Here is a 26,999-nt window from a genome sequence, read left to right on the forward strand (position 1 = left end):
GCCGACTGTTCCGGCGCCCCCTCAAACCAGCTGCGAAAGAACCCCGCGCCAGTTTTCGGGCAGGGGAACGGGCCTGCGGCTTTCGCGCCCGACATAGACGTGGGTGAAGTGTCCTTCGGCGGCAGGCTGGTCCTCGCCTTCGACGAAGAGGCCGAGGTGGTAGGTCACGCTGCTGGAGCCCAGCCGGGCGACGGTGAGGCCCACTTCCAGCTTCTGCGGAAAATGCACCGATGCGGCGTAGCGGCACCCGGTTTCCGCCACGACGCCGATCGGGTCGCCGTTCTCGATGTCGAGCAGGCCGACCTCGATCAGCCAGGCGTTCACCGCCGTATCGAAGAAAGCGTAATAGATCACGTTGTTGACGTGGCCGTAGACGTCGTTGTCATGCCAGCGGGTGGGGGTGGACACGAAGGCGCGGTAGGCGCCGCGCGGGCGTAGCGGTTCTCGGCTCATGGCTGATCGCCCTACAGGGGGGCGCCGCGAAAAGCACGCCTCAGCCGCGAAAGCCGATCTTGGCCGCCATGATGACCGCCTGGGTACGCGAAAACACGTTCATCTTCTGAAGGATGGCAGAGACGTGCGCCTTCACCGTGGTCATCGAGACGTCCAGTTCATAGGCGATCTGCTTGTTCAGCCGCCCCGCCACCAGATGTCCCAGCACCACGCGCTGCTGCGGGGTGAGGGTGTCGATGAGGGCGCGGATGAGATCTTCCTCGGCGACCTGGCGTTCGTCACCGGGAAGGTCGGGCATGTAGATCTCGCCCGAGAGTACCTGCTGCAACGCGTCGACGATGGCGCCGCGTTTCAGCGACTTGGGTACGAAGCCCGCCGCGCCCGCGGCCAAAGCCTCGCGCACCACGTTGCGGTCGGTCACGCCCGAGACCATCACCACCGGCGTCGCCGGGAAGCGGCCCCGCAGCGCCTGCAGGCCGGAGAGGTGCGAAACGTCGGGGATGTTGAGGTCCAGCAGCACGAGGTCGACGTCGCCTTCCTCGTCCAGCGCCCGCAGCGCGGCTTCCAGGCTCTCGGCCTCCAGGATGGTGCAGGCGGGGAAGGTGTCGTCGAAGATCGAGCGCAGGCCGTCGCGCACCAGCGAGTGGTCGTCGACGATCAGGACGCGCTCGGGGCCGATGAATTCTCCCATGCCGGTTTCCGTTAAGGCGATTGCGTTGATGTCTGACTAGCCCGGGGAGGGGCGGTGCGCCAGCGGGATGCCGCCGCGCCGCTCTCCAGGTCATCGCCAGGCACCCTGAGGACGCGGAACTTCCGCAATCGCGATTCTGCAAAGTCGCAGGAAAGTCGCAGCCATGTTCCGTCTGCAGGTTTACCTTTTGAGACCGCCCCCGCGAAGGAGGGAGTGCATCACAGGAGCACATGATGGGAAATAACAGGTACAACGCGGGCGCTCGCATGTTGCATTGGGCGATCGCGGTGCTGATCCTCGCCAACCTTGCCACGGGGCTGCTGCACGATGCACTGGAAGGCGTGGTGGCTGTGATGCCGGTCCACAAGGCGGTCGGGCTGACGGTACTGGTGCTCTCGCTGGCACGGCTGGGCTGGCGGATGTGCTGGAAAGCGCCCGCCTATCCCGGATCGATGAGCGGGACGGAAATCGCCGCCGCCCATATCCTGCACGCCCTGCTTTATGTGCTGATGATCGCGATGCCTCTGTCGGGCTGGATCATGTCTTCGGCCGGCAAGTATCCGCTGAGCTGGTTCGGCCTGTTCGACTGGCCGAAGCTGGCCGTCACCAAGGGCAGCACTCTCTACGAGATCGGGCACAGCTTCCACGGCATCGGCGGCTGGACTCTGCTGGCGCTGGTCCTCGGCCATGTGGCGGCGGCGCTGCGTCATCAATTCCTGCTCAGGGACGCTGTCCTGCGCCGGATGCTGTAACATCCGACAAACAGACATGGACGCGGGCGCCGCAAGTCCGCCGGAGCAGATGTGAACGCTGTTCCGGCGCGGGGCCGGGGCGACATGGCTGGCCATCCACCGCACAAAGCGCGGAATTCCGGGGCTTGAGGAGGCACTTGAGCAAGAAAATCGCAGGAAATGAAAATAATCTGCTCTGGCCGCTTGCCAGCCGGGAAGGCCCTTGCTAATGGCCCGCTCCTGCCGGGGGCGGATGTTCATCCAGCCCCAAAAAAATGCGGTCGTGGCGGAATTGGTAGACGCGCAACGTTGAGGTCGTTGTGGGCGAAAGCCCGTGGAAGTTCGAGTCTTCTCGACCGCACCAGGCAGAATTTGAAACAGCACTGATTTTTGCCTTCGGGCACCCCGCCTTGCTAGCGGGTTTTTTGCGTTTTGGCCTGAGAAATCTTCAGGTCTGGCTGCTTTCTCTCCCATCATCGAGGCTTAAACGCTCGCTCTGGCGCCGGAATTTCTCCGCAAGGAGGGGATGAAAGTCATGCGCGAGGCGGCGGTTCGTTAAAGGATGCGCGCGGCTTTTGATGGCGGCGTGAATCAGCGGGCGCGTCCATAGCGGCACCGGGCGATGCAGGAAAAGCCTGCGATCGAAAATATTGCAAACGCCTCGCAAAAGCGCTTCACTTGGCCTGCAACCGTGGGCATTGAAGGAGGCGTCGTCATCGCGATCATAGCAGCGGCCACGCCCGGAGAGATCGGCGAACCTTCCCGCGCCGCCTGGACCATACCGGCGCTGTTCACCGTCGCCTTCCTAGGTGTGACGGCGGGCGTGCAGATGAGCGACCGGGGCCTCCAGTCGATCCTGTTATCGCCGATCCAGAGCAGCTTCGATGTGGGCGATGCGACGATCGGGGCCCTGCAGGGACTGGCGGGCGTGCTGGTCGCCAGCGCAATTGCGGTGCCGATTGCGCGGCTGGCGGACCGCATGTCGCGCAAGCGCGTTCTGATCGGCCTGATCGCAGGGTGGAGCGCCCTGATGGTCGTGAGCGCGCTGGCGCCGAATTTCCCGCTGTTCTTCATCGGCCGCGCGGCGTCCGGCGTGACCGAGTTCGCAATGATTCCCATCGTCTACTCGATGATCCCGGACCTTGCGCCGGAACGCTACCGGGTGGCGGCGAACCTGTCCTTTGCGGCGCTGATGGCCGCCGGGGCAGGCGCGGGCTACTATTTCGGGGACGATATCGTCCGGGCCGGGGACGCGGTCTTCGCCTTTTCGGCCGAGCCATGGCGCAAGGCAATCCTGCTACTGTCGCTGGCCGGTGCGCCGCTGATCGTGGCGGCATTGTTCACCGTGGACCCGCGGCGTCTGGTCATATCATCAGACAGTCCGGTTTCCGCCTCGCTGATCGCGTTCCTGCGCGAGCGCTGGCGGGCCGTGGGGCTGTTCGTGGGCGTGGCGGGCAGTCTGATGATCGCGGTGCAGGCGCTCAACCCGCTGATCGCGCTGGCGCTGGAGCGGCGTTTCGGTGCGGACATGCGGGTGATCGGCCATGCGCTGGGCATCGTCACGCTGCTCACCAGCATCGGCTGCCTGCCGGTGGCAGGTTACCTCGACCAGGCGCTGCGCAGGCGTTTCGGACTGGCCGCGCGGCCGATCATCATGGGCGCGGGCGCCTTCGGGGCAATCCCGTGCGCAGCTCTGCTGCTGACAGTGGGAGACATCGACGTGGCACTGGTGTTGGTGGGGCTGTTCCTGTTCCTCACCTGCATCGCCAATGCGCTGGTGCCGACGATGCTGCAGGATCTGACGCCGGTGGCACTGCGGGCGCGCAGCTTTGCCGTCTGGAGCTTCGTGGTTTCGATCTTCTGTGCTGTGGGGCCGATGGTGGTGGGCGCGGTCTCGGATTTCTATCTGGGCGGGCAGCTTCTGACGGCCATCGCGGTGACGGCGATCCCGGCGCTGCTGCTCTCGGCCGGGTGCGCGGTGCGCTCAGTGCGCTGAACGAAGCGGCTGAACGAAGGGGGGCGCCGGGCGATTGTCTCGCACGGCGCCCCACTGCTTTTACGGAGGTGTTGCCGCGATCAGAAGCGGTAGTTCGCGCTGACCGTGAAGTTGCGCGGCAGACCATAGCGGTACTGGCTGTAGAAGCCGATCTGGCTGTAGTACTTCTTGTCGAGCAGGTTCTCGATATTGCCCTGAATCTGCAGGTCGTCCGACACGTTGTAGCGCGCCATCAGGCTGACCAGCGTGTAGCCGTCCTGCTGGAAGCGGAAGGGCGCGGAGGTGACGGGGTTGAGGCCGTCCGTATAGGCCTTGCTGCGGTAGTTCACGCCGCCGCCCACGGTCAGGCCGCCCAGCGTGTAGGTGGTGAACAGCTTGAGCAGCTTGCGCGGCTGGTCGCGGTTCACGTCCAGCTTGAACTGGCTGTAGCCGAAGTTGACGTTCCAGCCTTCCAGCGGCTCGCCGGTGATCTCGACCTCGAAGCCCTTGCTGACGTCGCCGCTGGACGCGATGTAGGTCTGGACCGGCAGCTGGCCCGGGCCCGGCGATACGGGTATGCCGTTCAGCACGCCGATGTTGTCCTGCTCGATGCGGAACAGCGAGAGCGACGTTTGCAGCGCCTCGTCGAAGAACGAGCTTTTCAGGCCGATTTCATAGGCCTTGCCGTCCAGCGGATCGAGCTGCCGGAAGTCGGCACCCAGCAGGTTCTGCGGCTGGAAGATCTTGGTGTAGCTGGCGTAGATACGGTGGTTGGGCGTCACGTCGTAAAGGGCGCCGATATAGGGGATGAAGACGTTGTCGTCCCCGTAGTTGCTGTCCACGCCATAGGCGAAGCCGCGCTGCTGCCAGCTGGCGATACGGCCTCCGCCGATCACCTTGAGCTGGTCGGACAGGTTTGCACGCACCACACCGTAGTAGCCGGTCTGGGTGATCTTTTCCTGCGAAGCGCGGAACGGAACGTCCGAGAAGCCCGGGAAGGCGTAGGAATCTTCGGTCCAGTTGTTGAAGTCGCCTGCCGCCGGCCACGAATAGGGATTGGCCGGGTCGAGCAGGTTGAGCGCAGCGAACGTATCGGCATGGCGGTTGATGATGCTGCGCAGCGCGCCGACGACGACTTCGTGGTCGCGGCCGAACAGGCTGACCTTGCCCTTGATCTGGGCGTCGTAGCTGTTCTGGATGCTCTCGCCGTCAGCCGCATAAGGATTGCTGGCCAGGCCGAGGCCGGTGGTCTTGTCGACCAGGCCGTAGAGGTACAGGATATTGGTGTTCTGGGTGTTGCGCAGGCGGTTGTAGTTGGCCTGTGCGCTCCAGCCGTTGCCGAAGTCGTGGCGCAGCGAGACGTAGAGGTTCTGGTTGGTCGTGTCCCAGTGTGTCCACTTGGCGCCGGTCGACTTGGAGCGTCCCCACGACGCGAAGCTGCCGTCGCTGTAGAACGAGGGAAGCGCACCCCATGCAGCGCCGTCCGGGCGGCCCTGCTGGTGGCTGAAACCGACGCGCAGCAACGTATCGTCGGTGATGTCGGCGTCGATCGTGCCGTAGAGGACCAGCTTCTTGTTATGGTAGCCGTCGATCTGGCTGCCGCCTTCCTCATAGCGGCCCACCGCCCGGAAGCGCAGGCGGCCATCGGAAGTTACCTGGCCGCCGATATCGCCCGAAACCCGCCAGGTGTCCCAGCTGCCGTAGCTGCCATTGATATAGCCGCCCAGTTCGGTCTTGTCGGCGTGCTTGCGCACCAGGTTGACCGAGGCGGAAGGATCGCCTGCGCCGCTGAGCAGGCCGGTGGCGCCGCGCACGATCTCGACGCGCTCATAAAGCGATACGTCGGCAAGGGTCTCGCCCGAATCGCCGCCGAGCGCCCAAGCGGTCGGTACGCCGTCGAGCTGGGTGTTGGTGATCTGGAAACCGCGTGCGTAGAACGAGTTGCGCACGTCATCCGTCTCGTTGATCGCGACGCCGACGGCGTTCTGGATCACGTCCTTCACGCTGATCAGGTTCTGGTCGAGGATGCGCTGCGCGGTGACGATGCTGACGGACTGCGGCGTTTCCTGAACGGACAGGCCGAGGCCGGTAGCGGTGTCGATCTTGTCTTCCAGGGTGTACTTGCCGGTGACGATGATATCGCCTTCGCTGCCCGCATTGTCTTCGGCTACCTGCGCCATGGCGGGCATGGCATAGACGGCGAATGCGCCGCCGAGCATGAGCAAAATCCTGGACTTCATATAATTGCCCCCTGGCAGTTGTCCCGGCTTCGCGGACGTGGTCCCGGCGAGGCCTAATTGCGAGGGCAGCTAATGGCAATGCGGATCATTCGCAATAGCAATTTCGAGTATATATGTTTTGGATATAGGGTAATTGGGGGACAATGGCCGGGGCCACCTCTCCGCCAGCGACGCTTACGGAAATACCAGTGAGACGCGCAGGCCCGGCTTCGCCGCCTCGAATTCCAGCGTCGCGCCGTGGGCATGGGCGATGGCGGCGACCATGCTGAGGCCAAGGCCGTCGCCGGGGAGGCGGGCCGAAGATCGCCCGCGATAGAACTGCTGCGTAACCCGCTCTGCATCGCCTGCGTCGAGGCCGGGGCCATCGTCGAGCACGCTCAGGTGCAGGCCGTCCCTTGTCTTTGCGGCGGCCAGTTCGATCCTGCGGCCCAAGCCGGCCCCATGCTTCAAGGCGTTATCGAGCAGGTTCGACAAGGCCTGGAACACGAGGTCGAGATCGAGGTCGGCGACGAGCGGACGGCGCGCGGAGACGGTCAGTTCCATGCCCAGTCGCTCGGCCTCCGGCTGGTAGAATTCGACGATGTCCTCAAGCAGCTGGATCACGTCGGTGCGTTGCAGTTCGAGCGGATGGCGCCCGTTTTCCAGCCGGGAAATGCGCATCAGCGCGGAAAGGATCTGCTGGAGCCGGTTGGCTTCGACGATCGCGCCGCTTGCAGCCATGCGCATCGCGGGATCGTCTCCGGCGATCTGTTCCAGTGACTCCAGCCGGCCGATCAGCCGGGCGAGGGGGGTGCGCAGCTCGTGCGCGGCGTTGTCGGACACGCTCTGCACCGCGCTGAAAAGGCTCTGGATGCGCGAGAGCATGAGGTTGAGCGTTTCACCCAGCCGGTCGAAATCGTCGTTGGTGCCCCGGACCTGGACGCGGCCCGCCAGGTCTCCGTCCATCACCTGCCGTGCCGCCAGGGTGACCGCCTCGATGCGCCGGCCGATCGCCCGGCTCATCAGCCAGCCGCCGGACAGGCCCAGCATCACGGTGACACCGAAGATCCAGATCGCGGCGGTGCGCAGGGAATCGGCGTCGTCGGTTATGTCCCCGACATCGCGTCCGATCATCAGGCGGGCGCCGCCCGGCAGCAGATGGTCGCTGACAAGGGCGTTATGGTCGATTTCCGTCCCGTCGACGAAAGTGTCGGCCTCGATGATGGTAAGACGGCCCAGCGGCTTTGCCGGCCAGCTCGGCAGGTTGGCAGTGGCGACATGGCCGTCCGGTGCGAGCAGCGCATGGAAGGCCTTGCGATCACCCGCATGAGAGGCCCTCCGATCCAGCGCGAGCCGCGTCGCGGCGAAGCCGTGAGCAAGGTAGGCGGCGCGGAATTCGTGGTATTCGGTGTTCACCAACTTGCGCGTGCGGTCCATCGGCAGGGTCACGCGCAGCCAGTACCCCGCGCTCATCAGCAGCGCCACGGAGAGGCAGAACAGCCCCGCATAAGTCAGCGCCAGCCGGAACGAGAAGCTGCGCAGCAGCCGCTTCATTGTTCGCGCATCATGTAGCCGACGCCGCGCACGGTGTGGATCAGGTTGGTCTCGTGCTCCGCCGCGATCTTGTGGCGCAGCTTGGAGATGTGCTGGTCGATGATGTTGGTCTGCGGGTCGAAATTGTAGTCCCACACGTTTTCCAGCAGCATCGTGCGGGTCACCACGCGCCCGGCATTACGCGCGAGGTAGGCGACGATGCGCAGTTCGCGCAGGGTAAGGGCGATGCGCCGCCCCGCCCGGGTGACGGTGTGCGAGGCAAGGTCGATCTCCAGATCGGCGATCCGCAGCAGGCTGGCCGCTTCCGCCACCGGAGCATTGCGCCGGGCCAGACTTTCCAGCCGGGCAAGCAGTTCCGACATCGCGAAGGGCTTGGCCATGTAGTCGTCCCCGCCGGCGCGCAGGCCCTTAACCCGTTCGTCAACGTCGCCCAGTGCGCTGAGGATCAGCACCGGGGTCGCATCGTCGGTGGCGCGCAGGGCTGCCAGCAGCTTCAGGCCGTCCAGCGTGGGCAGCATCCGGTCGAGCACGATCGCATCGTACGTCTCGCAGGTCGCCCGGACCAGCGCGTCACGCCCGTCGCAGCAGTGTTCCACGACGTGTCCGGCCTCGCGCACGCCGGCCATGATGTGTGCCGCCAGGGCTGCATCGTCTTCTATCAGGAGGATCTGCATGGGGTCTCGCGCATTATTCCCGCACTGGCCCTGCGTCGACGGCGGAGTACCGGGCCATGGACATGGGCAAATTCACATGAAGGCTCCATCGGCCCCCCATCTCGATCAGGCAAGAGCGGTTCATGCCCGCATTGCTCCCTTCAGGCCGCCCAGACGCTTTGCTGAGGCGGATACATGTCCTTGCCATTGGCGGAGCGCACCAGTTTGCGCATATCCTGCCGGTGGCCAGCGAACTGGAACGTCGCCAGCCCGGCTCGGTGACTTTCTTCGTCTGCAGTGACGAGGAAGCGGCCATCGCGCGGGACCAGGTTCGCGAACTCGGCGGGCCGTGTCCTGCCCTGGAGGTGATGCGGCTACCCGCTATCGCGGCTCTCTTGCCGAGCCAGCTGCACAAGGCGGCGCGCCTGATCGTCTGGGCGGCCCGCCTGTGCGATGCTGCCGCTATCCTCTGCGCCGAGCGCACGTCCACGATGCTGGGCCGGCTGAGGGGCGATTGCCCGCCTATTCTGCACATTCCCCACGGCGCGGGCGACCGTGCAGTGGGTTTCGAAAAGCGCTTCACCCTGTTCGACCATGTGATGGTGGCCGGCCGCAAGGACCGCGACCGCCTGCTGGCGAGCGGCTTCGTCGAGCCGGAAGCCTGCACGGTGACCGGACCGATCAAGCTCGCCACGATCCTCTCCTCTCCCCGTCCGCGCCCGCCTCTGTTCGACAACGCGCGGCCGACGATCTTCTACAATCCGCACTTCTCGAAGAAGCATTCGTCGATAGCGGTTTTCGGCCGAAAGCTGATCGAGGCGGTGCTGCAGGACGGGCGCTACAATCTGGTGGTCGCGCCGCATGTCCGGCTCGCCCGGCGCTGGTCCGCGCGTGAGCGGCGCGAATGGGAAGCCCTGGCGGTTCCGGGCCGGGTCGTGGTCGATCTCGGCTCTTCGCGCTGCAACGACATGAGCTATACCCTGGGGGCCGATCTCTACGTCGGCGATGTGAGCAGCCAGGTCTACGAGTTCCTTGCCCATCCGCGTCCCTGTCTTTTCGTCGATGCCCGCGGCGTCGACTGGCAGGAGAGCGAGGACTACGCGATGTGGCACTTCGGCGAAGTGATCGGGCCCGATGCCGATCCGGTTGCGGCTCTGGACCGCGCCTTTGCCAATCACGGCGCCTACCTCGCCTGGCAGCGTGAGCGCATGGCCTATACCATCGACGGCATATCCTGGGCGCCCGATGGAACCCCCACTTTCAAGGGCCGCAACGCGGTGCGCGAGGCCGCCGATCAGGTAGAGCGCTATGCCGGACTGGCCGGTTCGGACAGGCTGGCCGCACCCGCCTGACGGGCAAGGGGGGCGCCCCCTTTGGCTGGTTGTGTGGGATAAGCCCGCGCAAACCAGTGGACTCATACCCCTGAATAGGAACATAATAGGAACATATCTCTGATTCGAGGCACGGTCCCCAATGTTCCAGAACCGCGCGCCATCCCGCGCTGATCCTCCACCTGAAGCGCCGCCCAAGCCTCTGTGGCTGGCGAAGGCGCAGTTGCACGAAGTCCATGCCGCCGCCGGCGACTGGGCCTCGGCCATGGCCTTTTGCCTCGCCGCGATCGAGGCCGATGCCCGGCGGCCGATCCTGTTGCTGCGGGTACGCAAGGACCGCCGCGCCCAAGTGCGCATGAACCCTTGCGGCGAAGGCTGGGCGCCGCTCGGGCTGGACCCGGCGCGGCTGCTGATAGTCGATGCGCGTGACGATGCCGGGCTGCTGCGGGCCGGGCTCGACGCTGCGCGCCAGTCCGGCCCGGCGGCGGTGATCCTGGAAACCTGGGGGAACTTGCGCGAATATGACCTTGTCGCCAGCCGCCGCCTGATCCTCGCCGCCGAACAGTCGCGCATCCCGATTGTGGTGCTGCGCGGCGATGTCCCGCCGCGTGCCAGCGCCGCGCACACCCGTTGGACGGTTTCCAGCGCCCCTTCCACCCCGCTGGAGACGCGGGCGCCCGGGCCTCCCGCTCTCCTCGTCGAACTCCAGCGCCGGCGAGGCGGACCTGCGGGAATGCAGTGGCGGCTGGAATGGAATGAAGACAATGCCTGTTTCCGCGAAGAACCCATCGTCCCCGCAAGTATCGGCCCCGCCAGCGCCGGGCCCGGTGCAGACGAAGCCGCGCCGCTATCTGGCGCTGTGGTTTCCCTGGCTGCCGTGCGAGCGGGCGAGCCGCTGCGGCGTACTGCCTGAAGCGGCGGCGGCCAGCGCACTGGTGGCGCGTGACGGGCAGGCGCTGCGCCTCGCGGCAGTCGGCGTTGCAGCGCATCGGCAGGGCTTGAGCGCGGGCATGACGCTGGCCGATGCCCGCGCGCGCTGCCCCGATCTGGCGACGGCGCCGCACGATCCGGTGGCCGACAGCCGCGAACTGGACCGGCTGGCCGGCGCGATGATCGCCTTCACCCCGCTCGTCGCGCTCGATCCCACCGATGGACTGGTGCTCGACGTGACCGGCTGCGCGCACCTGCTGGGCGGCGAGGACGAACTCGTGTCCCGCGTGCTGGCGGCAGCGGGGTATACCGCGAGCAGCGCACTGGCTGCCCATGCTGCGGCCGCACGGGCGCTGGCCCGGCACGGCGGGGGAGGCCGCGGGGAGGACGTGCGCACCCTCCCGGTCGCCGCACTGGAACTGGACGAGCGCGCGCTTTCCGGCCTGCGCCGCGCCGGGCTCAAGACACTGGGCGATCTTGCGGCGCGGCCCATGGCCGGGCTGGCGGCGCGCTTCGGGGAAGCGGCGGTCATGCGCCTGCGCGCGATTATGGGCGAGGCGAGCAGCCCGATCACCCCGCTCCGCCTCGTCGAGCCGATCCGGCTGGAAACCCGCTTTCCCGAACCGCTCGCCCGCACCGATGATGCGCTCGACGTGATCGAGGACCTGCTGACCCGGGCGGCCCGGATCATGGAGGAGCGCCAGCTCGGCGGGCGGCGCTTCCTCGTGGTGCTCCACCGCAGCGACAACGTCCGCCCGCGTCTCGCCGTGGAAACCGGACAGCCGGTGCGCGACCCCGCCGCCGTCATGCGCCTTCTGCGCGAACGGATCGACACGCTCTCCGACCCGCTGGACCCCGGTTACGGCTTCGATGCGATCACCTTGGCGGTGCAGGGCGCAGAGCATCTGCCCTCGCGCCAGATCGGGCTGGAAAGCGGCAAGGAAGATGCCGAAGACAGCATCGCCGCGCTGGTCGATACGCTAGGCGTGCGGCTGGGTGAGGAACGGGTGAGCCGCCTTGTCCCTTGCGACCGGCATTTGCCGGAAAAGGCGCAGGGTCTCGTCCCGGCCACGCAGGCGCGCCCCGGCCCCTGGCCGGCAGGAGGTGACACTCCGCCGCGCCCGCTGCTGCTGCTCGACCCGCCCCAGCCGGTGGACGTGATCGCGGGAGTTCCCGACAGCCCGCCGCAGCGCTTTCGCTGGAAGGGCCGCCTTCACGACGTCCGGCTGGCCGAAGGCCCTGAGCGGATCGGCGCGGAATGGTGGCGAAAGCGCGGCGGCCACACCCCCGGCAATGCCGGCGATACGCGGGACTACTACCGCATCGAGGACGGCGAAGGCCGCCGCTACTGGATCTTCCGCAGCGGCCTGTTCGGTGAAACGCCCGGTCCGCGCTGGTATCTGCACGGCCTATTTCCATGAACGTACCCGCCTTCGCCGAACTGGTCGCCGCCACCAACTTCAGCTTCCTGCGCGGTGCCTCACCCGGCGCGCAGATCGTCGCGCGGGCGCAGATGCTGGGCATGAACGGCATCGGCATCGCGGATCGCAACACCGTGGCCGGCGTGGTGCGTGCGCTTGCCGGGTGGCGGGATATCGGCGGCAAGGACAGCGGCGTGAAACTGATCGTCGGCGCGCGGCTGGTCTTCGCCGACGGTACTCCCGATGTGGTCGCCTACCCGATGACGCGGCATGGCTGGGGGCGGCTCACGCGCCTGCTCACTCTGGGCAACCGCCGTGCGCGCAAGGGGGAATGCGAACTGCACCTGCCCGATCTTCTGGACCACGCGCAGGACATGGCGCTCATCGCCATGGACGGTGATGCGGCCCTGCTCGAAACCCTGCGCGCGGCAACGCCCCGGCTATGGCTGGCCGCCACCATGCCGCGCGCCGGGCGGGACGCGCGCACTCTGGCGCGGCGCATGGCGCTGGGGACACGCACCGGCGTCCCCCTGATCGCCACCAACGACACGCTTTATGCCGAGCCCGACGACCGCCCTATGCAGGACGTGCTCACCTGCATCCGCGAAGGCCTGACGGTGCAGACCGCCGGCCGCAGCCTTGCCGCCAATGCCGAGCGTCACCTCAAGACCCCGGCGGAAATGGCCCGCCTGTTCCACGCCTGCCCGCAGGCTCTGGCAGCCACGCAGGACTTGCTGGCCTGCATCGAATTTGCCCTGACCGACCTACGCTACGAATACCCCCACGAACCCGTGCCCGAAGGCTGGCAGCCGCAGGACTGGCTGGAAAACCTCGTCCTGCAAGGCGCTTATGAGCGGTTCCCGGACGGTCTGGACCCCGAATATCACAAGGTGCTGGCCGAAGAATTCGACCTGATCCGCCAGAAGAACTACGCCTGCTACTTCCTTACCGTGCACGACATCGTGCGCCATGCCCGCAGCCTTGAACCGCCGATCCTGTGCCAGGGGCGCGGCAGCGCGGCCAATTCGCTGGTCTGCTATTTCCTCGGCGTCACCCCGATCGACCCGGTGAAGCAGAAGCTGCTGTTCTCGCGCTTCCTCTCGCCCGAGCGTAACGAGCCGCCCGATATCGACGTCGATTTCGAGCATCAGCGGCGCGAGGAGGTGATGCAGTACGTCTTCAACCGCTACGGCCGTGAGCGTGCGGGCATCGCCGCCACCGTCATCCGCTACCGCCAGCGCAGCGCGATCCGCGAAGTCGGCAAGGTGCTGGGGCTGAGCGAAGACGTGACCGCGCGCCTTTCCGGCACCGTCTGGGGCAGCTGGGGCGGCGACGAACTGCCCGAGGAGCGTCTCGCCGAAGCCGGCTTCGACCCCGCCAACCCGCAGGTGGAGCGCCTGCGCGACATGGTGGGCCAACTGCTGGAATACCCGCGCCACCTGTCGCAGCACGTCGGCGGCTTCGTGCTGAGCGAAACCCGGCTCGACGAACTGGTGCCGATCCACAACGCGGCAATGCCCGACCGTACCTTCATCGAATGGGACAAGGACGATCTGGAGGCGCTGGGCCTGATGAAGGTCGATGTGCTGGCGCTGGGCATGCTCACCGCGATCCGCAAGAGCTTCGATCTGCTGCGCGATCATCATCTGGAAGACCTGGTGCTGGAAACCGTTCCGGTTGAGGACGAGGCGACCTATGACATGCTGTGCAAGGGCGACAGCATCGGCACGTTTCAGGTCGAAAGCCGCGCCCAGATCGCGATGCTGCCGCGCATGAAACCGCGCGAACTCTACGATCTCGTCATTCAGGTTGCCATCGTGCGGCCCGGCCCGATCCAGGGCGGCATGGTCCACCCCTACCTGCGCCGTCGCTGCGGGGAGGAGGCGGTGGTATTTCCCGGCCCGCCGGGGCAACTCCTCGATGTTCTGGGCAAGACGCTGGGCGTCCCGCTGTTTCAGGAACAGGCGATGAAACTGGCGATCGTCGCCGCCGGCTTCACCTCGGCAGAGGCCGACGGCCTGCGCCGCGCCATGGCGACCTTCAAGAGCCGGGGCAACGTGGGCGATCATCAGCACCGGCTGATCGAGGGCATGGTGACGCGCGGCTATCCCCGTGAATTCGCCGAGCGCTGCTTCGAACAGATCAAGGGCTTCGGCGAATACGGCTTCCCCGAAAGCCATGCGCAGGCCTTCGGATGGCTGGCCTACGTTTCGTCCTGGCTGAAGTGCCATTACCCGGCGGTGTTCACCTGCGCGCTGCTCAACAGCCAGCCTATGGGCTTCTACGCTCCCGCACAGTTGGTAAGCGACGCGCGCGAGCATGGGGTCGACGTGCGCCCGATCGACGTCAATGCCAGCGTGTGGGACAATACGCTGGAGGGCGAACGCGTGCTGCGCCTCGGCCTGCGTCAGATCGGCGGATTCAAGAAGGAATGGGCGGAAGGGCTGGAAAAGGCCCGCAAGGTCAGCCCCATCACCGGCCTTGAAGACGCTGCCCGCCGCGCCGATCTGCCTTCGCGCGCATTGCATCTGCTGGCCGATGCCGATGCGCTTGGCTCGCTCGGGCAAAGTCGGCGCTCGGCGGGGTGGGAAGCGCGGCGCGTGCCCCCGGCGCAGCTACCGCTTTTTGCCGCACTGGAAGCCCCCGAATTGGCGCAGGAGGCCGATGCCGCGCTGCCGGCCATGGCGCCTGCGGAGGAAGTCGTGGCCGATTACCAGACCCAGCGATTGTCGCTGAAGGGTCACCCGATGCAGTTCCTGCGCGCCCATTTCGAAGGACAGGGCGCGCGGACCTGCTCCGCTGTCGACGCTGCTCGCGACGGCACGAAAGTACGCGTCGCCGGTGTCGTTCTGGTTCGCCAGCGGCCGGGCAAGGGCAATGCGATCTTCATCACGATCGAGGACGAGACAGGCGTAGTCAACGGACTGCTCTGGGCGCGCGACTTCGAAAAGCAGCGCCGCGCGGTGATGGCGGCCCGCCTCATGGTGCTTGAAGGGACGGTCCAGCGCAGCAAGGAGGACGTCGTCCACCTCATCGTCGATCACGTCACCGATGCCAGCTCGGCGCTGTCGGCCCTGTCGTCGCCGGAACTGAAGCCCGAACCGCTGCGTGCAGATGCAGTGCGCAAGCCGGAATACGATCGCACCCGCCCCACTTCACGCGGGCATCCGCGCAATGTGCGCATCCTGCCCCGGTCGCGGGATTTTCATTGAGCGGGCTGGCTTCCCGCCGTGCTCAGGCGGCGCGGCGGGTGGGCGGTGCCGGGGTTTCATCCTTGCGCGGTCGGGGGCGGCTAAGCAGCGCGCTGCGCCGTTCGAGATGCCGCAGCGGGACATAAGGGTCTTCCCGTGCGAGCGAGCGCAAATGCTGTATCTTGAGCAGCAGCGCCATCGCACCGGCCACTGCGATCACCGCCTGCCAACGCGTAGCGTCGATGCTGCCGGTCATCCCTGCATGGACCCACTCCAGCATCGTGACCAGAAGCGCGAGGATGCCAAGCATGTCGGCAGCCCGCACTTTCGGCGCGGCCTGAAGCATGACGATGGCGGCAAGGAACGTGGTCGCAGCGGCGGAGGCCGGCGACGCGTCGAAACCCAGGATGACGGCGGCAAGCCCGCCCAGGCAGGGCAGCAGCGCCAGCCTGGCGGCGTTGACGAGGAACCGGGGCGTGAGCAGGGAAGACATCATGCCTCCCTTGTCGCCCGAAATTCTGAAAATCACGTTTAAAACTGGCGTTTCTAAGTGAAATTACAGTCATCCTGATCAGGATGCAGTGCGGGCCGATGGCAGGCGCATGACGTTGACGATCCGCTGGATCACACGCCCGCCAAGGCTGCGTGAATGTGCGGCGCCGGCATCGTGGAACAGATCGTACGTCAGTTCGCGCCACCAGTAGCGCGGATCGCTGGAAAACAGGTAGTGGCCAAGGTTCTTGCGCGTGGTCGCCATCGCACGGTCCTCCAACTCGGTCCCGTCCTGTTCGCCGATCAGGCTGGCGCGCGCGATGTCCAGCAGCTTGCGGGTTCGCCATTCCTGCGCAAGCGCCGTGCAGTCCTTTTCAGGCAGGGGGGTGGCGTAGAGTTCGTGGGAAAGCAGCAGCGCGGCCATCGTCATGTGTTCGATGCCGTTGGCCGCAGCGTCCGTGACCAGACGGTCGGCGGCGCCGGGTTCCTGTCGCAACACGGCGGCAAGGTCTGCCAGCCACTTCAGCCGCGACCAGGCATGTTCCGCCCCATGCGCGGTGAGGTAGAGAGTGCCCAATTCCCGCGGCAGGACAGGCAGGGTGATGCCGGGGGAGATTACGGTGTCGACTGCACCGTCTACTCCGACATGGCCGAGCAGGCGCGGGTTCTGGAACAGGCGCCAGTGCAGTTCTATGCCGGTGTCGCTATGGTCGTGGTCGTACGCCCAGTCCTTGCCGTATCGTGACACCGCGCCGAGTTGCCGCGCAGTTGCGTCACAAGGTGGCTCGCTGCGTTCGTAGCCTACCTGGGACAGCACCTCGTGCGCGCGTTCCAGGTCCTCGCGGGCGATCAGCAGGTCGATGTCGATGCTGGTTCGAACCCCCACCTCACCGTAGATGGTGAGCGCGGCAGGGGCACCTTTGAGCACGGCTACGGGAATATTTTGCGCACGTAGCGCTGCCACGGCCTGCCGGGTTTGCAGAAGCTGGCGGAACTGCTCCTCCGCCAGATCCAGTGCGTCCTGCCGCAGTTCGCGGCGCAGGGGGGTGTCTGCCAAACCCTCGCAATGGCCGACCGCGCGGGCCACCAGCCCCGTCACATGGTGACGCCGGGCCAGGGCGATCAGCCGGGCAGGATCGCGAATGGCCGCTGCGGCATGCTGGATGGCCCCGATCGCCTCGGCGTCGTGCGGCCAGCGCGTGGCATGAAGCAGGAATGCGAATTCGGGGCACAGGACAAGCGTGCCGGGAGGTGTCATCATGACCGGCATTCGGCCCAGACGGCGCTGCGTCCTTGTGGCCATGTGGCGAGAAGCGCGAAGCCGCCCGGTTCGGGATCGCCGATGACGGGAAACCGCTCGGTCTCGATCCAGACATGGGCACGGATCGGCCGCGATGTATCGGACGCTGCGGCGACGCCGTAGAACAGCGTGGAATCGATCCCGCGCCTGCGCAGCATGATTTGCGCGGCGAGGCCCTGCTCGAAGCACAGGGCGCGTAAAGGGCTGCGCTTGGCGGCGCGGTCAACCGCCCAGGCGACCATCCAGGTAAGCACCTCGGTCCGATCGGTCGTGGCAGGTGCCTTGCCGAAAGGCCCGGCGGCGGCGATCCGCCCGATCAGCGGGAGCGGCAGGAACCGTACCAGCGGGGCGGCAATCACCAGCAGCACCATCGCTTCCACCAGCGCGCGCCGTTCTTCCCAGTCGAAACGACCGAACTTCGTGCGCAGGGAAGTAAGGTCGTCCTGGTTCACGGCTCGATCCAGAACCAGGTGTCGATCGTGTCATGGGCGCCGTGGAGACGCACTTCCTGGTTTTCGGTCGCCTCGATCGGATCGACGACGTGAAACTGCGCGCCGAACGCGCGTACTTCCTCGCCCAGCGTTTCATAAGCGATGTCGTCCGCAAGGTGGAAGCGCAGCCACTGGGCTACGCCGTCCACCTGTCCGGCGGTCAGCGATACTGGGGCACTGGATCGATCGGGGCGGATCGGTTCGGGGCCGGTAACGTCGAAATCGAACAGCGTGACGGGCTCGCTGCGCAGCTCGAACTTATCGCGGCCGAGTGTGAAGTCGGTGCCGCGCAGCGCATTGAACGGCGTCATGTCCAGTCCATCGACGATGCCCATGCAGTGCTGCGAGGCTTCGAGGTCAGTGACGGGGGCGACGAGCAGTTCCGCCCGGCCCGGCAGTACAGGTGCACCGGGCTTGAGCAGCCGGGCCTTGGCATCCGCCAGCGTCGCAGCGCAGCCCGCCCCCAGGAAGTTGTTGGCGAGGTTGTCCCACAAAAGCACGTCGGCAGGTTCGGGCAAATCGCGGCCCAGGTTCAGTTCGCGCGAATCGATGGGCAGCAGTGTGATCCTGTCGGCAAAGCCATTGCGTGCGATGATCTCGCTTGCTGCGCGCGCCACTTCGGGATCGCGTTCGCAGGCGACGACATGGCTGGCGCCGGCCTGCACAGCCAACATGGCGAAGACCCCGGTTCCGGCGCCGATATCCAGCACTACGCCCCCGTTCGCCAGCACCCGGCGCAGGGCCCGCGCGTAAAGTTCGTGCCGATACGTGTCGAGAACCATGGTGAAATACCAGCTGCCGATACCCTCGGACAGGATTGGCCGCGCCAGTGCGTGCGCTTCGGCATCGTTCGGCGCGAGGGCCAGCGCCTCGCGGCAGACGGCGCGGGCGCGTTCCTGCTGGTCGTTTTCCCGGAGCAGAGTGCGGGCGCAGTTGATCATCGCGATTGCATTGCCGTGGACGGAGGCGAGCAGTGTGTCGACCGCCGCTTCGGCCAGGCGCGGGAACCGGGTATTCGGCGTCACAGATTGCTCCTTGCGATGTTTCGCATGTGGCTGGCCGCCGAGATCGTGAGCAGACAGGCCAGGCGGTAGCTGTTTTCGGCCTCGTCGCTGTCCCAATCGGCCGAACCGGCTTCGGGCAGGTCGGCGATCAGGCGGCGAACCTTGGCGGTGTCCAGGAAGGCGGCGGTGGGTTCGTACAGTTCCAGCCGTTCCATCTCGGCGATGAAGGCCTGCCGGTCCTGGCAGATCGCCTGGGCCCAGTCGGCGCCCTGATAGCCACGCTGGCGGTTGTCGAGCACTTCGGGCGGAGCGCGGTCGGCCAGGACGCGGCGCAGGATCGCGCGGGGCTCACCGTCCCACACAAGCCGTTCGACCGGAATGCGCAGGGCCAGTTCGAACAGCCTGCGGTCGGCGGTGGGGTCGCGCAGGTCCAGCCCCCATTCGGCCAGCATCGCCTTGTACTGGTCGCCGGCGCCATTGGTGCGCGTGCTGATCAGGCGGCATTCGACGCTGGAGATACCCCGTTCGCGCCCGAATGGTCCGGCGTCGGGGACTGGCTCCCCGGCTTCTGCCGCTGCCTGGCAATGCGCCTGCGCTGCTTCGTCATAGGCGCTGTCGGTGAGCAGCGACATGTCGCGGTCGTTCTCGATCGTGCGGCCTGAAAGCGCCATGCCCCAGCGCCAGAGCCGGTCGGGCAGGAGGTCTTCGACCGTGTTGAACAGTACGCCGCGCCAGCGCATCCAGCCGCCGCGTACCAACCCGCGGGCGGTGCGCAGCCACAGCTTGAAACGGCGCTGCTGCGCCAGTTCGCGCAGGGCCCAGATGCCGGATTCACTGATCGAACTGTTGCCCATGAGGCCATGCAGCAGGACGCTGACCCCGTGGTCGCGCGCAATGTCGTTGATTTCCTCGAACCAGGGCAGGTTGCACAAGTTGATTATGGGCGAGGGATAGAGAGCGCGGGTGCGGTCGAGCCCGGCCAGCGGACCTTGGCCGGGTACGACCCGGACGAGGTCCATGTTGCCGTGCATGGCGGCGGTGCGGGCAGCGACATGAGATTCGTCGGCAAGGTGGCGCGTCGCCATCGTGCGCACCGGGCCTTCGCGCGGCGCCGCGACGAAGGCGGTTATGCGCTGGCCGTCCCGCGCCAGCGCGAGTGCGGCGGTAGTGGCGACGGCGGTGCTGTCGAAGCCTGCGCTAAGGTGCGCGCCGACTTTGCCGGATGCCCGGCGCAGGCAGGTTCCCACCGCGCTCTCGATTGCCCGCGACAGCGTGTCTTCGTATTCGGCCTGCGTGTCGAGAAGCAGAGGCGTGAGGTCGGGTTTCCACCACGCGATTTCCTGCTGGCCGGTGCCGGAAACCACCAGCATATGCCCCGGGCGTACGGTGTCTATGCCGGTGTAGGCCGAGCGCCCCGGTGCGAAGGAGTTCATGCGCAGGAACTGGCGGTACTGCTCGACGTCCGGTGTGCGAGGTGTCGCGGGATCGGCGAGGAGGATGTCCGGCATTGAGGCGGCGGCAAAGCGCCCTGCCTCGGCATGGTAGTAGAGGGGGCGGTCTCCCATGGCGTCGCGGGCAAGAACGAGGCGGCGTTCCTGCCTGTCCCAGGCGATCACCGCGAAGACGCCGTAGATACGCTCGAACGCTGCCTCGCCCCAGCGTTCGAGCGCTGCGGCCACGATCGCGCCGTCCGACATCGCACCCGGATCGAGGCCGAGTTGGGCGGCAAGGTCGCCGCGCTCGGTCAGTCGCACGTCGGCGGCGACGATCCAGCGCTGCAACTCATTGTCGAGAGGTTCGTCCAGCCGGTCTTCGGGCAGGAGCGGAAACAGGCACCTGCCCAGCAGCACCGATCCGCCGGACCAGGAACGCCAGGGCTCGCGGCCATAACGCCGGGATGCCATCGCGAAAGGCCGGGCCATGTCCGTGGCGTCGGCTCCGTCGCGGTTCCAGAGCGTGCAAATGGCGGTCACTTAAGCGGATCCTGCGCTTTTGCGGATGACTTGTACCGCGCCCATATGGCTAAGTTTCAGGTCCTGCCGACCAAACCGGCATCGACGAGTTCGCGCAGCAGCGCGAGCGTTTCTTCCTCGCAGATGACTCGGTCGACATCGTAGATATCGAGAAGTGCATCACAAAGCCGGGGCACGTCATGATGCTCGTCGAGCAGCTTCCAGATCCGGGTCGCGACCTCGTTGAGGCCGAAGCAGACGCCTGCCTGGATGTCGAGCGCGACCAACTGTCCATCGACTTCCGCCGTCGCGGTTGTCGGGTTCTTGGTGAAAGTTTCGACACTCGTAGTCAGAGCGGTCATGGATAGTCCTTTGCCGGGCACATACGCACTGCCGAAAAAAGCAGGGCCGGACGAAATGGTAGAAGGTCAGGCAGGGCATATGCCTGGAGCGTCTGGCGATCGGGCCGGGCCGACCTTCGTCAATCAGAAAAGCCCGAAGAAGCCGGCCCCGATAGTTCGTTAGAGCTGCCGAGGCCGACTTCCTCAAGGCTTTAGGAGCCCATCATGCGGCGCGGGTGGGTCGAGTCGGTGATCATCGACATCATCGTCGTCCCTTCCGCGTCGGCTGCGCCCATGCGGACTACAGCCGGGCGCTGCCAGGTCATACGACCCGAGGTGCCCACGGTATTGTCAGAGTTGGCCATTTTGAACCAGCCTTTCTTGAAAAAGCAACACTAAGTAAATGAAGAAAAAATTATAGTTTCATCAAATTACTTGTGTTGCGGAATTGAAGACTAACATTGCTGTGGTCGACTTCAAGTTTATATTGGAGCGGCGTTGGGGGTGTTAAAGAATTTTCATGCTGTAATTCGGCTGCAGATGGCAGTTGCATGGTCTTCGATAAGTGCCGCTTCCCTGTTGAAGTGTTCCATTCCCCAAGTTCGTTCGACCCGGAATACCGGAGTTCCGGTCGCCAGACGCGCTGTATCCTGCAAATAGCCGGACGCGTGCCCGACGAGATCGCCGATGCGCCGCCGATAGATGCTGGAGGTGATCGCATCGATGGCCGGCAGGCCGCGCAGCGAGGTGATCGCAAAACCGCTGTCCGGTTCCGCTTCGCGCAAGTGGTAGATCGCGGCGATGGGCAGCGGTTGCCGGACGCGGTCGGACGCCATTTCGAGTTCGAACTTGCCCTCGGCCCATGGCACCGAACAGGCGGTCTGGCCGATCCGCTTCATGGCCTCAAGCGCATCGTCCCACAGGCGAAGGCGCGGCATTCCGGGATGGCCGATAGCCTGGCCATCGCGCTCAAACGTAACGGCGCAGACATCGTCCGTCAGGAGAGGACGGCCGCGTCCTTCGAACCAGGCGGCGAGCGTCGATTTGCCTGCGCCTGAATCGCCGCAAAGCAGAACGGCTGCATCACCGCAGGCAAAGGCGTTGCAGTGCAGCGGCATGATCGCGCGCTGGTGCAGGATGGCGCCCATGATCGAGCCGGCGAGGTACAGGTCGATCTCGGCCTGACTGACGCCGGGATAGGGATCGACGATGATGGTGTGGCCGCCGCGGATCAGGAACCGGCCCACTTCTTCGACCGCGATCGTCAACCCTTCGGCGTTCCACGAGGTGTCGAGGTCGTCGTTGACGGTTTCCATCACCGGCAGCAAGGCGACCGGGGCGAACGCGACGTGGACATCGGCAGCGGTGTCGTCATCGATGCGGGCGCCGCGCAAGGTCGGAACCTCGCGGGGGAAGCGGACATCGAGGCCGAAGACGCGGTAAGTTGCCGTCATCACTGCACCGCCGGCCGCATGGCGTCGAATACGGCGTCAAGCACCGCAAGTTCGGGCAAGTCGAAACGGGCGGCCCAGCGGGCGGGGTCGATGAGATCGGCGCAGCCCGCCGGGTGATAATGCAGGAAGGCGAGGTGGCAGAAGCCGCCATCGGGGATCTCATCACGGTAATGCCACTGCGAGGATCCTGAGAACAGCAACGCTTCGTTGGGGTGCAGGATATGATCCTCGAAGACGATGCCGAGCAAGGCGGGATCGGTCTCGTCGGATAGGGTCGCAGCCTCTCCGGCGGTGGGCCATGGGACTATGTCGCTGAACCGGATCGGCCATTCGCAGCTTTGCGCAAGGCACAGGTCGAGCGTCCATTTGGCGGACGGGGCATCCATGTGCGGCGGGCATCGACCGCTGCCGTGATAGAGGCTGAGGAAGTTGTAGCAGGGTTCGACCTCTTCTCCGGCAAGCTCCGACACCAGCGGCGTGAGTTCGCGTTGGAGAACACCCAGCGCGGGCAGGTCGTGAAAGATGTCGCGGCCGAACTGGGCGTTTTCACGCGATTTCAGCGCCGTGGCAGGTAGCGCGCGGACTTCGGTCAGCAGGTCCTCGAAGCGCACATCGCCGAGAAGCGGGCGCACGTGGCGGACCTTGAAGTCCGGCGCGGTGCGCAGGACATCGAAAGCGGCCGTGAAGGTCGCGACGCTCCTTGGGTTTACTATTTCCAGCATCTGCCGTGCGGCTTCGAACTTGGCGAGGAACTGGCTGTCATACCAGTCGAAGCCCGGCAACTCGTGCAGGACCCGCATCGCCACCATGTACCGGTGGGCGATCAGGGGGTCGGTCAGGTCAAGCGATTGGAACATCGTGCCATCCTGTGCGGCTCGACCAATTGGCGGCATGGTGCTATTAAAGGAGGGGATTTACTGCCGTCCGCGTTGGTTTTTCGGCGTCGCATTACGAAGGCTGCGAATTATGACTGCGAGTGAGCCTGGAAACGATGTTTCCGGCAGGCCGGAATCCGATACCGGCGCGTACCGCGATGCCGGACCGTGGAGGGCGGGCAGCGAAGCCGCAGGCGCCGATCATCGTGTCCGCTCGCACACCGCAGCGGCCGCTGAAACGGCGCAGCCGATCGGCGGCAGGCCGATCCTGTGGCGATGGTGGCTGCTGGCGGCGCTGATCAGCCTGGGGCTGTGGGGCGGGATCGCCGCTCTCATCAGGTAGGACACCATTTCAGTAGCACCCGCGTGAGGCGAGCACGGCTGGAACCGTCCGCAGGCAGATCGCGAAATCATAGGCCAGCGATTTGCGCAGGGCGTAGAAGGCGTCGAGCCGCACCCTGATGTCGTAGCTGACTTCGTTACGTCCGCTGACCTGCCATAAGCCGGTCAGGCCGGGCCGGACGGAGCAGTAGGCGCCGAAGCGGTTGCCATAGCGGGCGACTTCACCTTCGACGATCGGGCGCGGTCCGACCACGCTCATATGGCCGAACAGGACGTTCAGGAGTTGGGGTAGTTCGTCGAGGCTGGTCTTGCGCAGGATGCGGCCGATCGGGGTGATCCGGGGGTCGCTGCGCAGTTTCTGGTCGCGTGCCCATTCCTGCCGTGCCTCTTCCGAGCTGGAAAGCAGTGCTTCGAGCCGTTCGCGGGCATCGACCACCATCGAGCGAAATTTGAGGCAGGGGAACTGCTTGCCATCCCGGCCGATGCGCTGCTGAACGAAGAGAACGGGACCATTGCTGGTCAGTCGGACTGCCAGGGCGACGAGCAGCAGCAGGGGCAGGAACAGCAGCAGCGCGAGCGCGGAAACCGCAAGATCGAAGGCCCTCATCACGATCTGATGTCCCCAGTCAGCCATACCCTGGTCATCAGTTTTGCGGGCGGAACGGTCAGGGGACCGATGCAGCGTCGCTTCCATTCGGATGACCTGCGCTTTCGCGGTCTGCATCAACATGCTCCTGATCGAACCCGCCGCGATCACACTGATTTTGACCGACGAATCAATTAATATAGGTATACCATATTTCTCTTTATCGGTTCGGAATAGCTACATTTTGCAGTGCAATATGGGTCATATCGGAGCGGAATTAATTTAATTTAATTTGTCGGATAATTTTATTGAATTCCATGTAGATAAAATTCGGATGTTTAGTTTGGTAGTGCACGGCTTTTGTGTGGAACTGATCTTACGATTAAGGCGCGCGCAGCTTGGCTTGCGAAGTTTTAATCGCTCTACAGCAATGTCGCTTCTTGCTCACAGCTCCATCGCAGGGTCGGTCTCGATGGCAGTCATCGACGAGCTTGCAGGCGTTGTTCAAGCGCTATCGGGATATCGCCTGTCGGCATTGTGACCCGTTCACCGAAGATGGTTTCCAAACGGTCGATCCATGCCGACGGGGTGAGCGCCAGGGATGTGGTGCGGATAAAGGCTGCCTCGCTCATTGCGCGCGTGGCGGTATCATCGTGCAGGATCGTGCGGATGGCGTCGGCAAATGCATCGACGTTGCGGGGATCGATGGCCATGCCTGCGCCGCATGCGACAAGGTCGTCACTCAACAGTGCGGTCCGGGGCAGAATCACCGGCAGTCCGCTCCATGCCGCTTCGATTGCGACCAGGCCGAATGGCTCCGGATAACGACTGGGCATGACCAGCATGCGCGCACTGGCGGCAAGATCGCGAATCTCGGCAGGGCTGCGTCGACCCATGAGACGGGCCCCGGGATGGATCTGGCGGATGCGATCGGCGAGCGGACCTTCGCCGACCACCGTAAGGGCGGCGCCGGCGCGTGCGGCGGCGTGCGCCGCCAGATCGGCGCCCTTGGTTTCTTCCAAGCGGCCGACGAACAGGACTTCACGGTTGTGCTCGGCCGCAATGCGCCGGGACGAGAAGGGCTCGACGGGATTGGGCAAGGCGATGATCGATCCGGTAGGGATACCCGCCCGGGTCAGGAAATCGCGCATGCCCTCGTGAATGGCGAGTACCGGCGGTGAAGAGCGCGGCCGATAGGCCCGGCGCTGGACTGCCTGGCGTGCGCTGCGCCACAGCTTCCGCGCGGCACCATCCCGGTCGCATGGGGTGGAAAGGCAGGCGCGGGAAAGCGGGGTATGCGGACATACCTCGCCCGATTTGAGCCAGGCGAATGCGCCGTTGGGGCAGGCCAGGAAAAAGTCGTGCGCGGAGATGACGAGCCGGTCGCGTACCGGATCGAGTGCGCCGAACACCGAGGGCGAAAGAATCTGCGACCAGCCATGCAGGTGGTAGACGGTTGCGGGGGTATCGTGCCGGGCGATCCAGTCCCGCAGCATCGCGTGGGCCGCGCGGTTCCACAGGCCAGTCACCATCGCCTTGGCGCGGCTTCCCGCAAGCAGGCGCTGCTGGCCGAGGGCGACGATCTCCACTCCGGCGTCGGCAAGGGCCGGACTATCTCCCGCATCGCCGGTAATGAAAGTGACCTGGTGTCCGCGTGCGGCGAGGTCGCATGCGGCCTGGACCGCGAGTTTGCTGGCGCCGCCCTTCGGGTCGCTGAGGTCGTTGATCTGGACGATGCGCCCGATCATGTTCTGGCCTCCCGCAGGCGCGCTGCGAATTCGGCCACTTCCCGGCATGCGCGGGCGATCAGAGGGGCGGGGTCGAGGTGATCGGCGATGGCGGCGGCGGTGCGGGCGCCTACGTCGGCCGCCGCCACGGCGGCAGGGTCGAGCATATGGCTTCCGCGTTCGGCCAGTTCGAAAAAGCTGTCGAGCTTGACGTCCCAGCGCAGCCCGACGGCGGGAACGCCGAAGGAGTATGCGGCGATACATGCATGCATGCGGTGACCGACGATGGCGTCGCATCCCGAAACGAGGGTGGCGAGATCGGCCGGAGTTTCGAAGGATGGGCTGAGCGTGACCGGCCCTCTGGCATGGCGTATCCAGTCATAGAAGCGGCCGTGCAGGTATTCGCGGTCTTCCGGGCTGCCGTTGGTGAAGAGGGCGACTTCAAAGCCGGCCTCCACGAGCGAGCGCAAGGCCGCCGGATACCAGTCCTCAAGTGTGGCGGCGGAGGATTTGTCGCTATGGTAACGCACCGCCAGCGGATCGGTCACGCAAAAGCCGACCTTGCGGCCGCCCGGGCTGCGCAGCGCGGACGGATAGTGCAGGCTGGCGAGCACGCCCGGATCGACCACCACTTCCGCAGGGGCCGCGTGGGGGCCGAAATGCGCGGCCCAGCCTTCCTGCGAGCGGATGTCGCGCACGGAAGCCCAGGTCAGGCGTGCCCGCGAGAAGGCGCGGTTGAACAGCCTTTTGCCTGCCTCGGACCAGCTGGGCGCGACGCCTACCGCATAGACCGAGACGGGCAGCGAGAGCCTTGCCGCCTCGGCGAGAGCGCCCGAGATCTTCATCGGGAAGTTGAGGTCCGAATCGGTGAGCAGATTGCCGCCGCCTATCACCACTGCATCTGCGCCGGAAAGCCCGCGGCGAAAGCGCCTCCGTAGCCTGCCGCGGAGCAGCATTTCGAGCATGGCACGAGCGGCCATCTGGCGAAGCGGGGTAGGGCAGCGATCAAGCAGGGCGAGGGCCAATCCGCGCGCACGGCCGTGGGACGCGGGGTATTCGGTGCGCCCGGCAAGGTCCACGGACACGACCTCGCAATCGGGCAGCGAGCGCCTCAATTCGCGTTCCAGGCATTCACTCAGCAGGCCGTCGCCCAGGTTCGGGCTGTATTTCACATTGAACAGGATCACGCGGCTGATCGCGCCGATGCGCGTGCCGGGCATGTCTGCAATGTCGCCGTGCGCGAGCGCCGGTCGAATGGCCATCGACGGGGCGGTCATGTCGTGGAC

General features: G+C 65.7%; 24 protein-coding genes and 1 tRNA gene. 8 read left to right on the top strand and 17 right to left on the bottom strand.

The features are described from left to right. Window positions 1–21: 21 nt before the first annotated feature. Both GVL61_RS03260 and GVL61_RS03265 read right to left on the bottom strand, forming a co-directional pair. Window positions 22–453: a thioesterase family protein gene (locus tag GVL61_RS03260; RefSeq protein ID WP_159976954.1), complete on the bottom strand. Its 432-nt coding sequence runs from the start codon at window positions 451–453 to the stop codon at window positions 22–24. 40 nt (window positions 454–493) lie between these two features. Then, window positions 494–1,144 (bottom strand): response regulator transcription factor, encoded by a 651-nt coding sequence (locus tag GVL61_RS03265; protein WP_159976956.1) that lies wholly within the window; start codon window positions 1,142–1,144, stop codon window positions 494–496. A gap of 233 nt (window positions 1,145–1,377) precedes the next feature. Here GVL61_RS03265 and GVL61_RS03270 point away from each other — a divergent pair, with 233 nt between their 5' ends. From GVL61_RS03270 to GVL61_RS03280, 3 genes are all read left to right on the top strand, one after another. Further along, window positions 1,378–1,896, top strand: a complete 519-nt coding sequence (locus GVL61_RS03270) for a cytochrome b (protein WP_159976958.1) — start codon at window positions 1,378–1,380, stop codon at window positions 1,894–1,896. A 256-nt stretch (window positions 1,897–2,152) separates the two neighbouring features. Further along, window positions 2,153–2,239, top strand: a tRNA-Leu gene (locus GVL61_RS03275). A gap of 327 nt (window positions 2,240–2,566) precedes the next feature. Beyond that, window positions 2,567–3,871 carry an MFS transporter gene (locus GVL61_RS03280; protein ID WP_200844710.1) on the top strand — a complete coding sequence of 435 codons (1,305 nt, stop codon included), beginning with the start codon at window positions 2,567–2,569 and terminating at the stop codon, window positions 3,869–3,871. A gap of 80 nt (window positions 3,872–3,951) precedes the next feature. Here GVL61_RS03280 and GVL61_RS03285 read toward each other — a convergent pair whose 3' ends face one another. The 3 genes from GVL61_RS03285 to GVL61_RS03295 all read right to left on the bottom strand — a co-directional run bounded on the left by GVL61_RS03285 (window position 3,952) and on the right by GVL61_RS03295 (window position 8,297). Then, window positions 3,952–6,090 carry a TonB-dependent siderophore receptor gene (locus GVL61_RS03285; protein WP_159976960.1) on the bottom strand — a complete coding sequence of 713 codons (2,139 nt, stop codon included), beginning with the start codon at window positions 6,088–6,090 and terminating at the stop codon, window positions 3,952–3,954. Window positions 6,091–6,264: 174 nt separating this feature from the next. Beyond that, the gene (locus GVL61_RS03290; protein ID WP_159976961.1) at window positions 6,265–7,623 is read right to left on the bottom strand and encodes a HAMP domain-containing sensor histidine kinase; all 1,359 of its coding nucleotides are present in this window, start codon (window positions 7,621–7,623) and stop codon (window positions 6,265–6,267) included. Then, the gene (locus tag GVL61_RS03295) at window positions 7,620–8,297 is read right to left on the bottom strand and encodes a response regulator transcription factor (RefSeq protein ID WP_159976962.1); all 678 of its coding nucleotides are present in this window, start codon (window positions 8,295–8,297) and stop codon (window positions 7,620–7,622) included. Before GVL61_RS03295 ends, GVL61_RS03290 begins: the two co-directional genes overlap by 4 nt. 122 nt (window positions 8,298–8,419) lie before the next feature. On the opposite strand from GVL61_RS03295, the gene GVL61_RS03300 reads away from it, so the two are divergent. The 4 genes from GVL61_RS03300 (at window position 8,420) to GVL61_RS03315 (ending at window position 15,170) form a co-directional block, all read left to right on the top strand. Beyond that, window positions 8,420–9,628: a glycosyl transferase gene (locus GVL61_RS03300; protein ID WP_159976963.1), complete on the top strand. Its 1,209-nt coding sequence runs from the start codon at window positions 8,420–8,422 to the stop codon at window positions 9,626–9,628. A gap of 121 nt (window positions 9,629–9,749) precedes the next feature. After that, entirely contained in the window at window positions 9,750–10,520 is a 771-nt protein-coding gene (locus tag GVL61_RS24910; protein ID WP_159976964.1) for an ImuA family protein, read from the top strand. Continuing rightward, complete coding sequence (locus GVL61_RS03310) at window positions 10,435–11,958, top strand: DNA polymerase Y family protein (protein WP_255456489.1); 1,524 nt, start codon at window positions 10,435–10,437, stop codon at window positions 11,956–11,958. The genes GVL61_RS24910 and GVL61_RS03310 overlap by 86 nt, the downstream gene beginning before the upstream one ends. Next, a complete protein-coding gene (locus tag GVL61_RS03315) occupies window positions 11,955–15,170 on the top strand; it encodes an error-prone DNA polymerase (protein WP_159976965.1) in 3,216 nt (1,071 codons plus the stop codon). The genes GVL61_RS03310 and GVL61_RS03315 overlap by 4 nt, the downstream gene beginning before the upstream one ends. A 22-nt stretch (window positions 15,171–15,192) precedes the next feature. On the opposite strand, the gene GVL61_RS03320 is transcribed toward GVL61_RS03315, so the two are convergent. The 9 genes from GVL61_RS03320 to GVL61_RS03360 all read right to left on the bottom strand — a co-directional run bounded on the left by GVL61_RS03320 (window position 15,193) and on the right by GVL61_RS03360 (window position 23,040). Then, window positions 15,193–15,642, bottom strand: a complete 450-nt coding sequence (locus GVL61_RS03320; protein WP_159976966.1) for a hypothetical protein — start codon at window positions 15,640–15,642, stop codon at window positions 15,193–15,195. Between the two features lie 78 nt (window positions 15,643–15,720). Continuing rightward, window positions 15,721–16,902, bottom strand: a complete 1,182-nt coding sequence (locus GVL61_RS03325) for a nucleotidyltransferase family protein (protein ID WP_159976967.1) — start codon at window positions 16,900–16,902, stop codon at window positions 15,721–15,723. Next, entirely contained in the window at window positions 16,899–17,393 is a 495-nt protein-coding gene (locus GVL61_RS03330; RefSeq protein ID WP_159976969.1) for a lasso peptide biosynthesis B2 protein, read from the bottom strand. The genes GVL61_RS03325 and GVL61_RS03330 overlap by 4 nt, the downstream gene beginning before the upstream one ends. Then, window positions 17,390–18,457, bottom strand: coding sequence for a 50S ribosomal protein L11 methyltransferase (locus GVL61_RS03335; protein ID WP_159976971.1), 1,068 nt, complete (start codon window positions 18,455–18,457; stop codon window positions 17,390–17,392). Before GVL61_RS03335 ends, GVL61_RS03330 begins: the two co-directional genes overlap by 4 nt. Beyond that, on the bottom strand, window positions 18,454–20,409 hold the full coding sequence (locus tag GVL61_RS03340) for an asparagine synthase-related protein (RefSeq protein ID WP_159976973.1): 1,956 nt from the start codon (window positions 20,407–20,409) through the stop codon (window positions 18,454–18,456). The genes GVL61_RS03335 and GVL61_RS03340 overlap by 4 nt, the downstream gene beginning before the upstream one ends. A gap of 56 nt (window positions 20,410–20,465) precedes the next feature. Then, window positions 20,466–20,750 carry a PqqD family protein gene (locus tag GVL61_RS03345; RefSeq protein ID WP_159976975.1) on the bottom strand — a complete coding sequence of 95 codons (285 nt, stop codon included), beginning with the start codon at window positions 20,748–20,750 and terminating at the stop codon, window positions 20,466–20,468. Between the two features lie 191 nt (window positions 20,751–20,941). Then, window positions 20,942–21,094 (bottom strand): hypothetical protein, encoded by a 153-nt coding sequence (locus GVL61_RS03350; protein ID WP_159976977.1) that lies wholly within the window; start codon window positions 21,092–21,094, stop codon window positions 20,942–20,944. A gap of 153 nt (window positions 21,095–21,247) precedes the next feature. Next, window positions 21,248–22,183, bottom strand: coding sequence for a hypothetical protein (locus GVL61_RS03355; RefSeq protein WP_159976979.1), 936 nt, complete (start codon window positions 22,181–22,183; stop codon window positions 21,248–21,250). Next, window positions 22,183–23,040 (bottom strand): hypothetical protein, encoded by an 858-nt coding sequence (locus GVL61_RS03360; protein WP_159976981.1) that lies wholly within the window; start codon window positions 23,038–23,040, stop codon window positions 22,183–22,185. The genes GVL61_RS03355 and GVL61_RS03360 overlap by 1 nt, the downstream gene beginning before the upstream one ends. Window positions 23,041–23,149: 109 nt before the next feature. Here GVL61_RS03360 and GVL61_RS03365 point away from each other — a divergent pair, with 109 nt between their 5' ends. After that, window positions 23,150–23,401 carry a hypothetical protein gene (locus GVL61_RS03365; protein ID WP_159976983.1) on the top strand — a complete coding sequence of 84 codons (252 nt, stop codon included), beginning with the start codon at window positions 23,150–23,152 and terminating at the stop codon, window positions 23,399–23,401. Window positions 23,402–23,410: 9 nt separating this feature from the next. Here GVL61_RS03365 and GVL61_RS03370 read toward each other — a convergent pair whose 3' ends face one another. The 3 genes from GVL61_RS03370 to GVL61_RS03380 form a co-directional block, all read right to left on the bottom strand. Further along, window positions 23,411–24,034 carry a sugar transferase gene (locus GVL61_RS03370; RefSeq protein ID WP_200844712.1) on the bottom strand — a complete coding sequence of 208 codons (624 nt, stop codon included), beginning with the start codon at window positions 24,032–24,034 and terminating at the stop codon, window positions 23,411–23,413. Between the two features lie 431 nt (window positions 24,035–24,465). After that, a complete protein-coding gene (locus tag GVL61_RS03375; RefSeq protein ID WP_159976987.1) occupies window positions 24,466–25,734 on the bottom strand; it encodes a glycosyltransferase family 4 protein in 1,269 nt (422 codons plus the stop codon). Then, window positions 25,731–26,990, bottom strand: coding sequence for a polysaccharide pyruvyl transferase family protein (locus GVL61_RS03380; RefSeq protein WP_159976989.1), 1,260 nt, complete (start codon window positions 26,988–26,990; stop codon window positions 25,731–25,733). The genes GVL61_RS03375 and GVL61_RS03380 overlap by 4 nt, the downstream gene beginning before the upstream one ends. Window positions 26,991–26,999 lie beyond the last annotated feature (9 nt).

The organism is Novosphingobium sp. 18050 (assembly GCF_902706195.1).
GTDB lineage: Bacteria > Pseudomonadota > Alphaproteobacteria > Sphingomonadales > Sphingomonadaceae > Novosphingobium.

Coding starts and splice junctions, on each gene's coding strand:
- GVL61_RS03375 (WP_159976987.1), bottom strand. CDS start 25,734: ATGATCGGGCGCATCGTCCAGATCAACGACCTCAGCGACCCGAAGGGC.
- GVL61_RS03320 (WP_159976966.1), bottom strand. CDS start 15,642: ATGTCTTCCCTGCTCACGCCCCGGTTCCTCGTCAACGCCGCCAGGCTG.
- GVL61_RS03360 (WP_159976981.1), bottom strand. CDS start 23,040: ATGTTCCAATCGCTTGACCTGACCGACCCCCTGATCGCCCACCGGTAC.
- GVL61_RS03265 (WP_159976956.1), bottom strand. CDS start 1,144: ATGGGAGAATTCATCGGCCCCGAGCGCGTCCTGATCGTCGACGACCAC.
- GVL61_RS03325 (WP_159976967.1), bottom strand. CDS start 16,902: ATGATGACACCTCCCGGCACGCTTGTCCTGTGCCCCGAATTCGCATTC.
- GVL61_RS03365 (WP_159976983.1), top strand. CDS start 23,150: ATGACTGCGAGTGAGCCTGGAAACGATGTTTCCGGCAGGCCGGAATCC.
- GVL61_RS03350 (WP_159976977.1), bottom strand. CDS start 21,094: ATGGCCAACTCTGACAATACCGTGGGCACCTCGGGTCGTATGACCTGG.
- GVL61_RS03260 (WP_159976954.1), bottom strand. CDS start 453: ATGAGCCGAGAACCGCTACGCCCGCGCGGCGCCTACCGCGCCTTCGTG.
- GVL61_RS03290 (WP_159976961.1), bottom strand. CDS start 7,623: ATGAAGCGGCTGCTGCGCAGCTTCTCGTTCCGGCTGGCGCTGACTTAT.
- GVL61_RS03355 (WP_159976979.1), bottom strand. CDS start 22,183: ATGACGGCAACTTACCGCGTCTTCGGCCTCGATGTCCGCTTCCCCCGC.
- GVL61_RS03370 (WP_200844712.1), bottom strand. CDS start 24,034: ATGGCTGACTGGGGACATCAGATCGTGATGAGGGCCTTCGATCTTGCG.
- GVL61_RS24910 (WP_159976964.1), top strand. CDS start 9,750: ATGTTCCAGAACCGCGCGCCATCCCGCGCTGATCCTCCACCTGAAGCG.
- GVL61_RS03380 (WP_159976989.1), bottom strand. CDS start 26,990: ATGACCGCCCCGTCGATGGCCATTCGACCGGCGCTCGCGCACGGCGAC.
- GVL61_RS03345 (WP_159976975.1), bottom strand. CDS start 20,750: ATGACCGCTCTGACTACGAGTGTCGAAACTTTCACCAAGAACCCGACA.
- GVL61_RS03315 (WP_159976965.1), top strand. CDS start 11,955: ATGAACGTACCCGCCTTCGCCGAACTGGTCGCCGCCACCAACTTCAGC.
- GVL61_RS03300 (WP_159976963.1), top strand. CDS start 8,420: ATGCCCGCATTGCTCCCTTCAGGCCGCCCAGACGCTTTGCTGAGGCGG.
- GVL61_RS03295 (WP_159976962.1), bottom strand. CDS start 8,297: ATGCAGATCCTCCTGATAGAAGACGATGCAGCCCTGGCGGCACACATC.
- GVL61_RS03285 (WP_159976960.1), bottom strand. CDS start 6,090: ATGAAGTCCAGGATTTTGCTCATGCTCGGCGGCGCATTCGCCGTCTAT.
- GVL61_RS03270 (WP_159976958.1), top strand. CDS start 1,378: ATGGGAAATAACAGGTACAACGCGGGCGCTCGCATGTTGCATTGGGCG.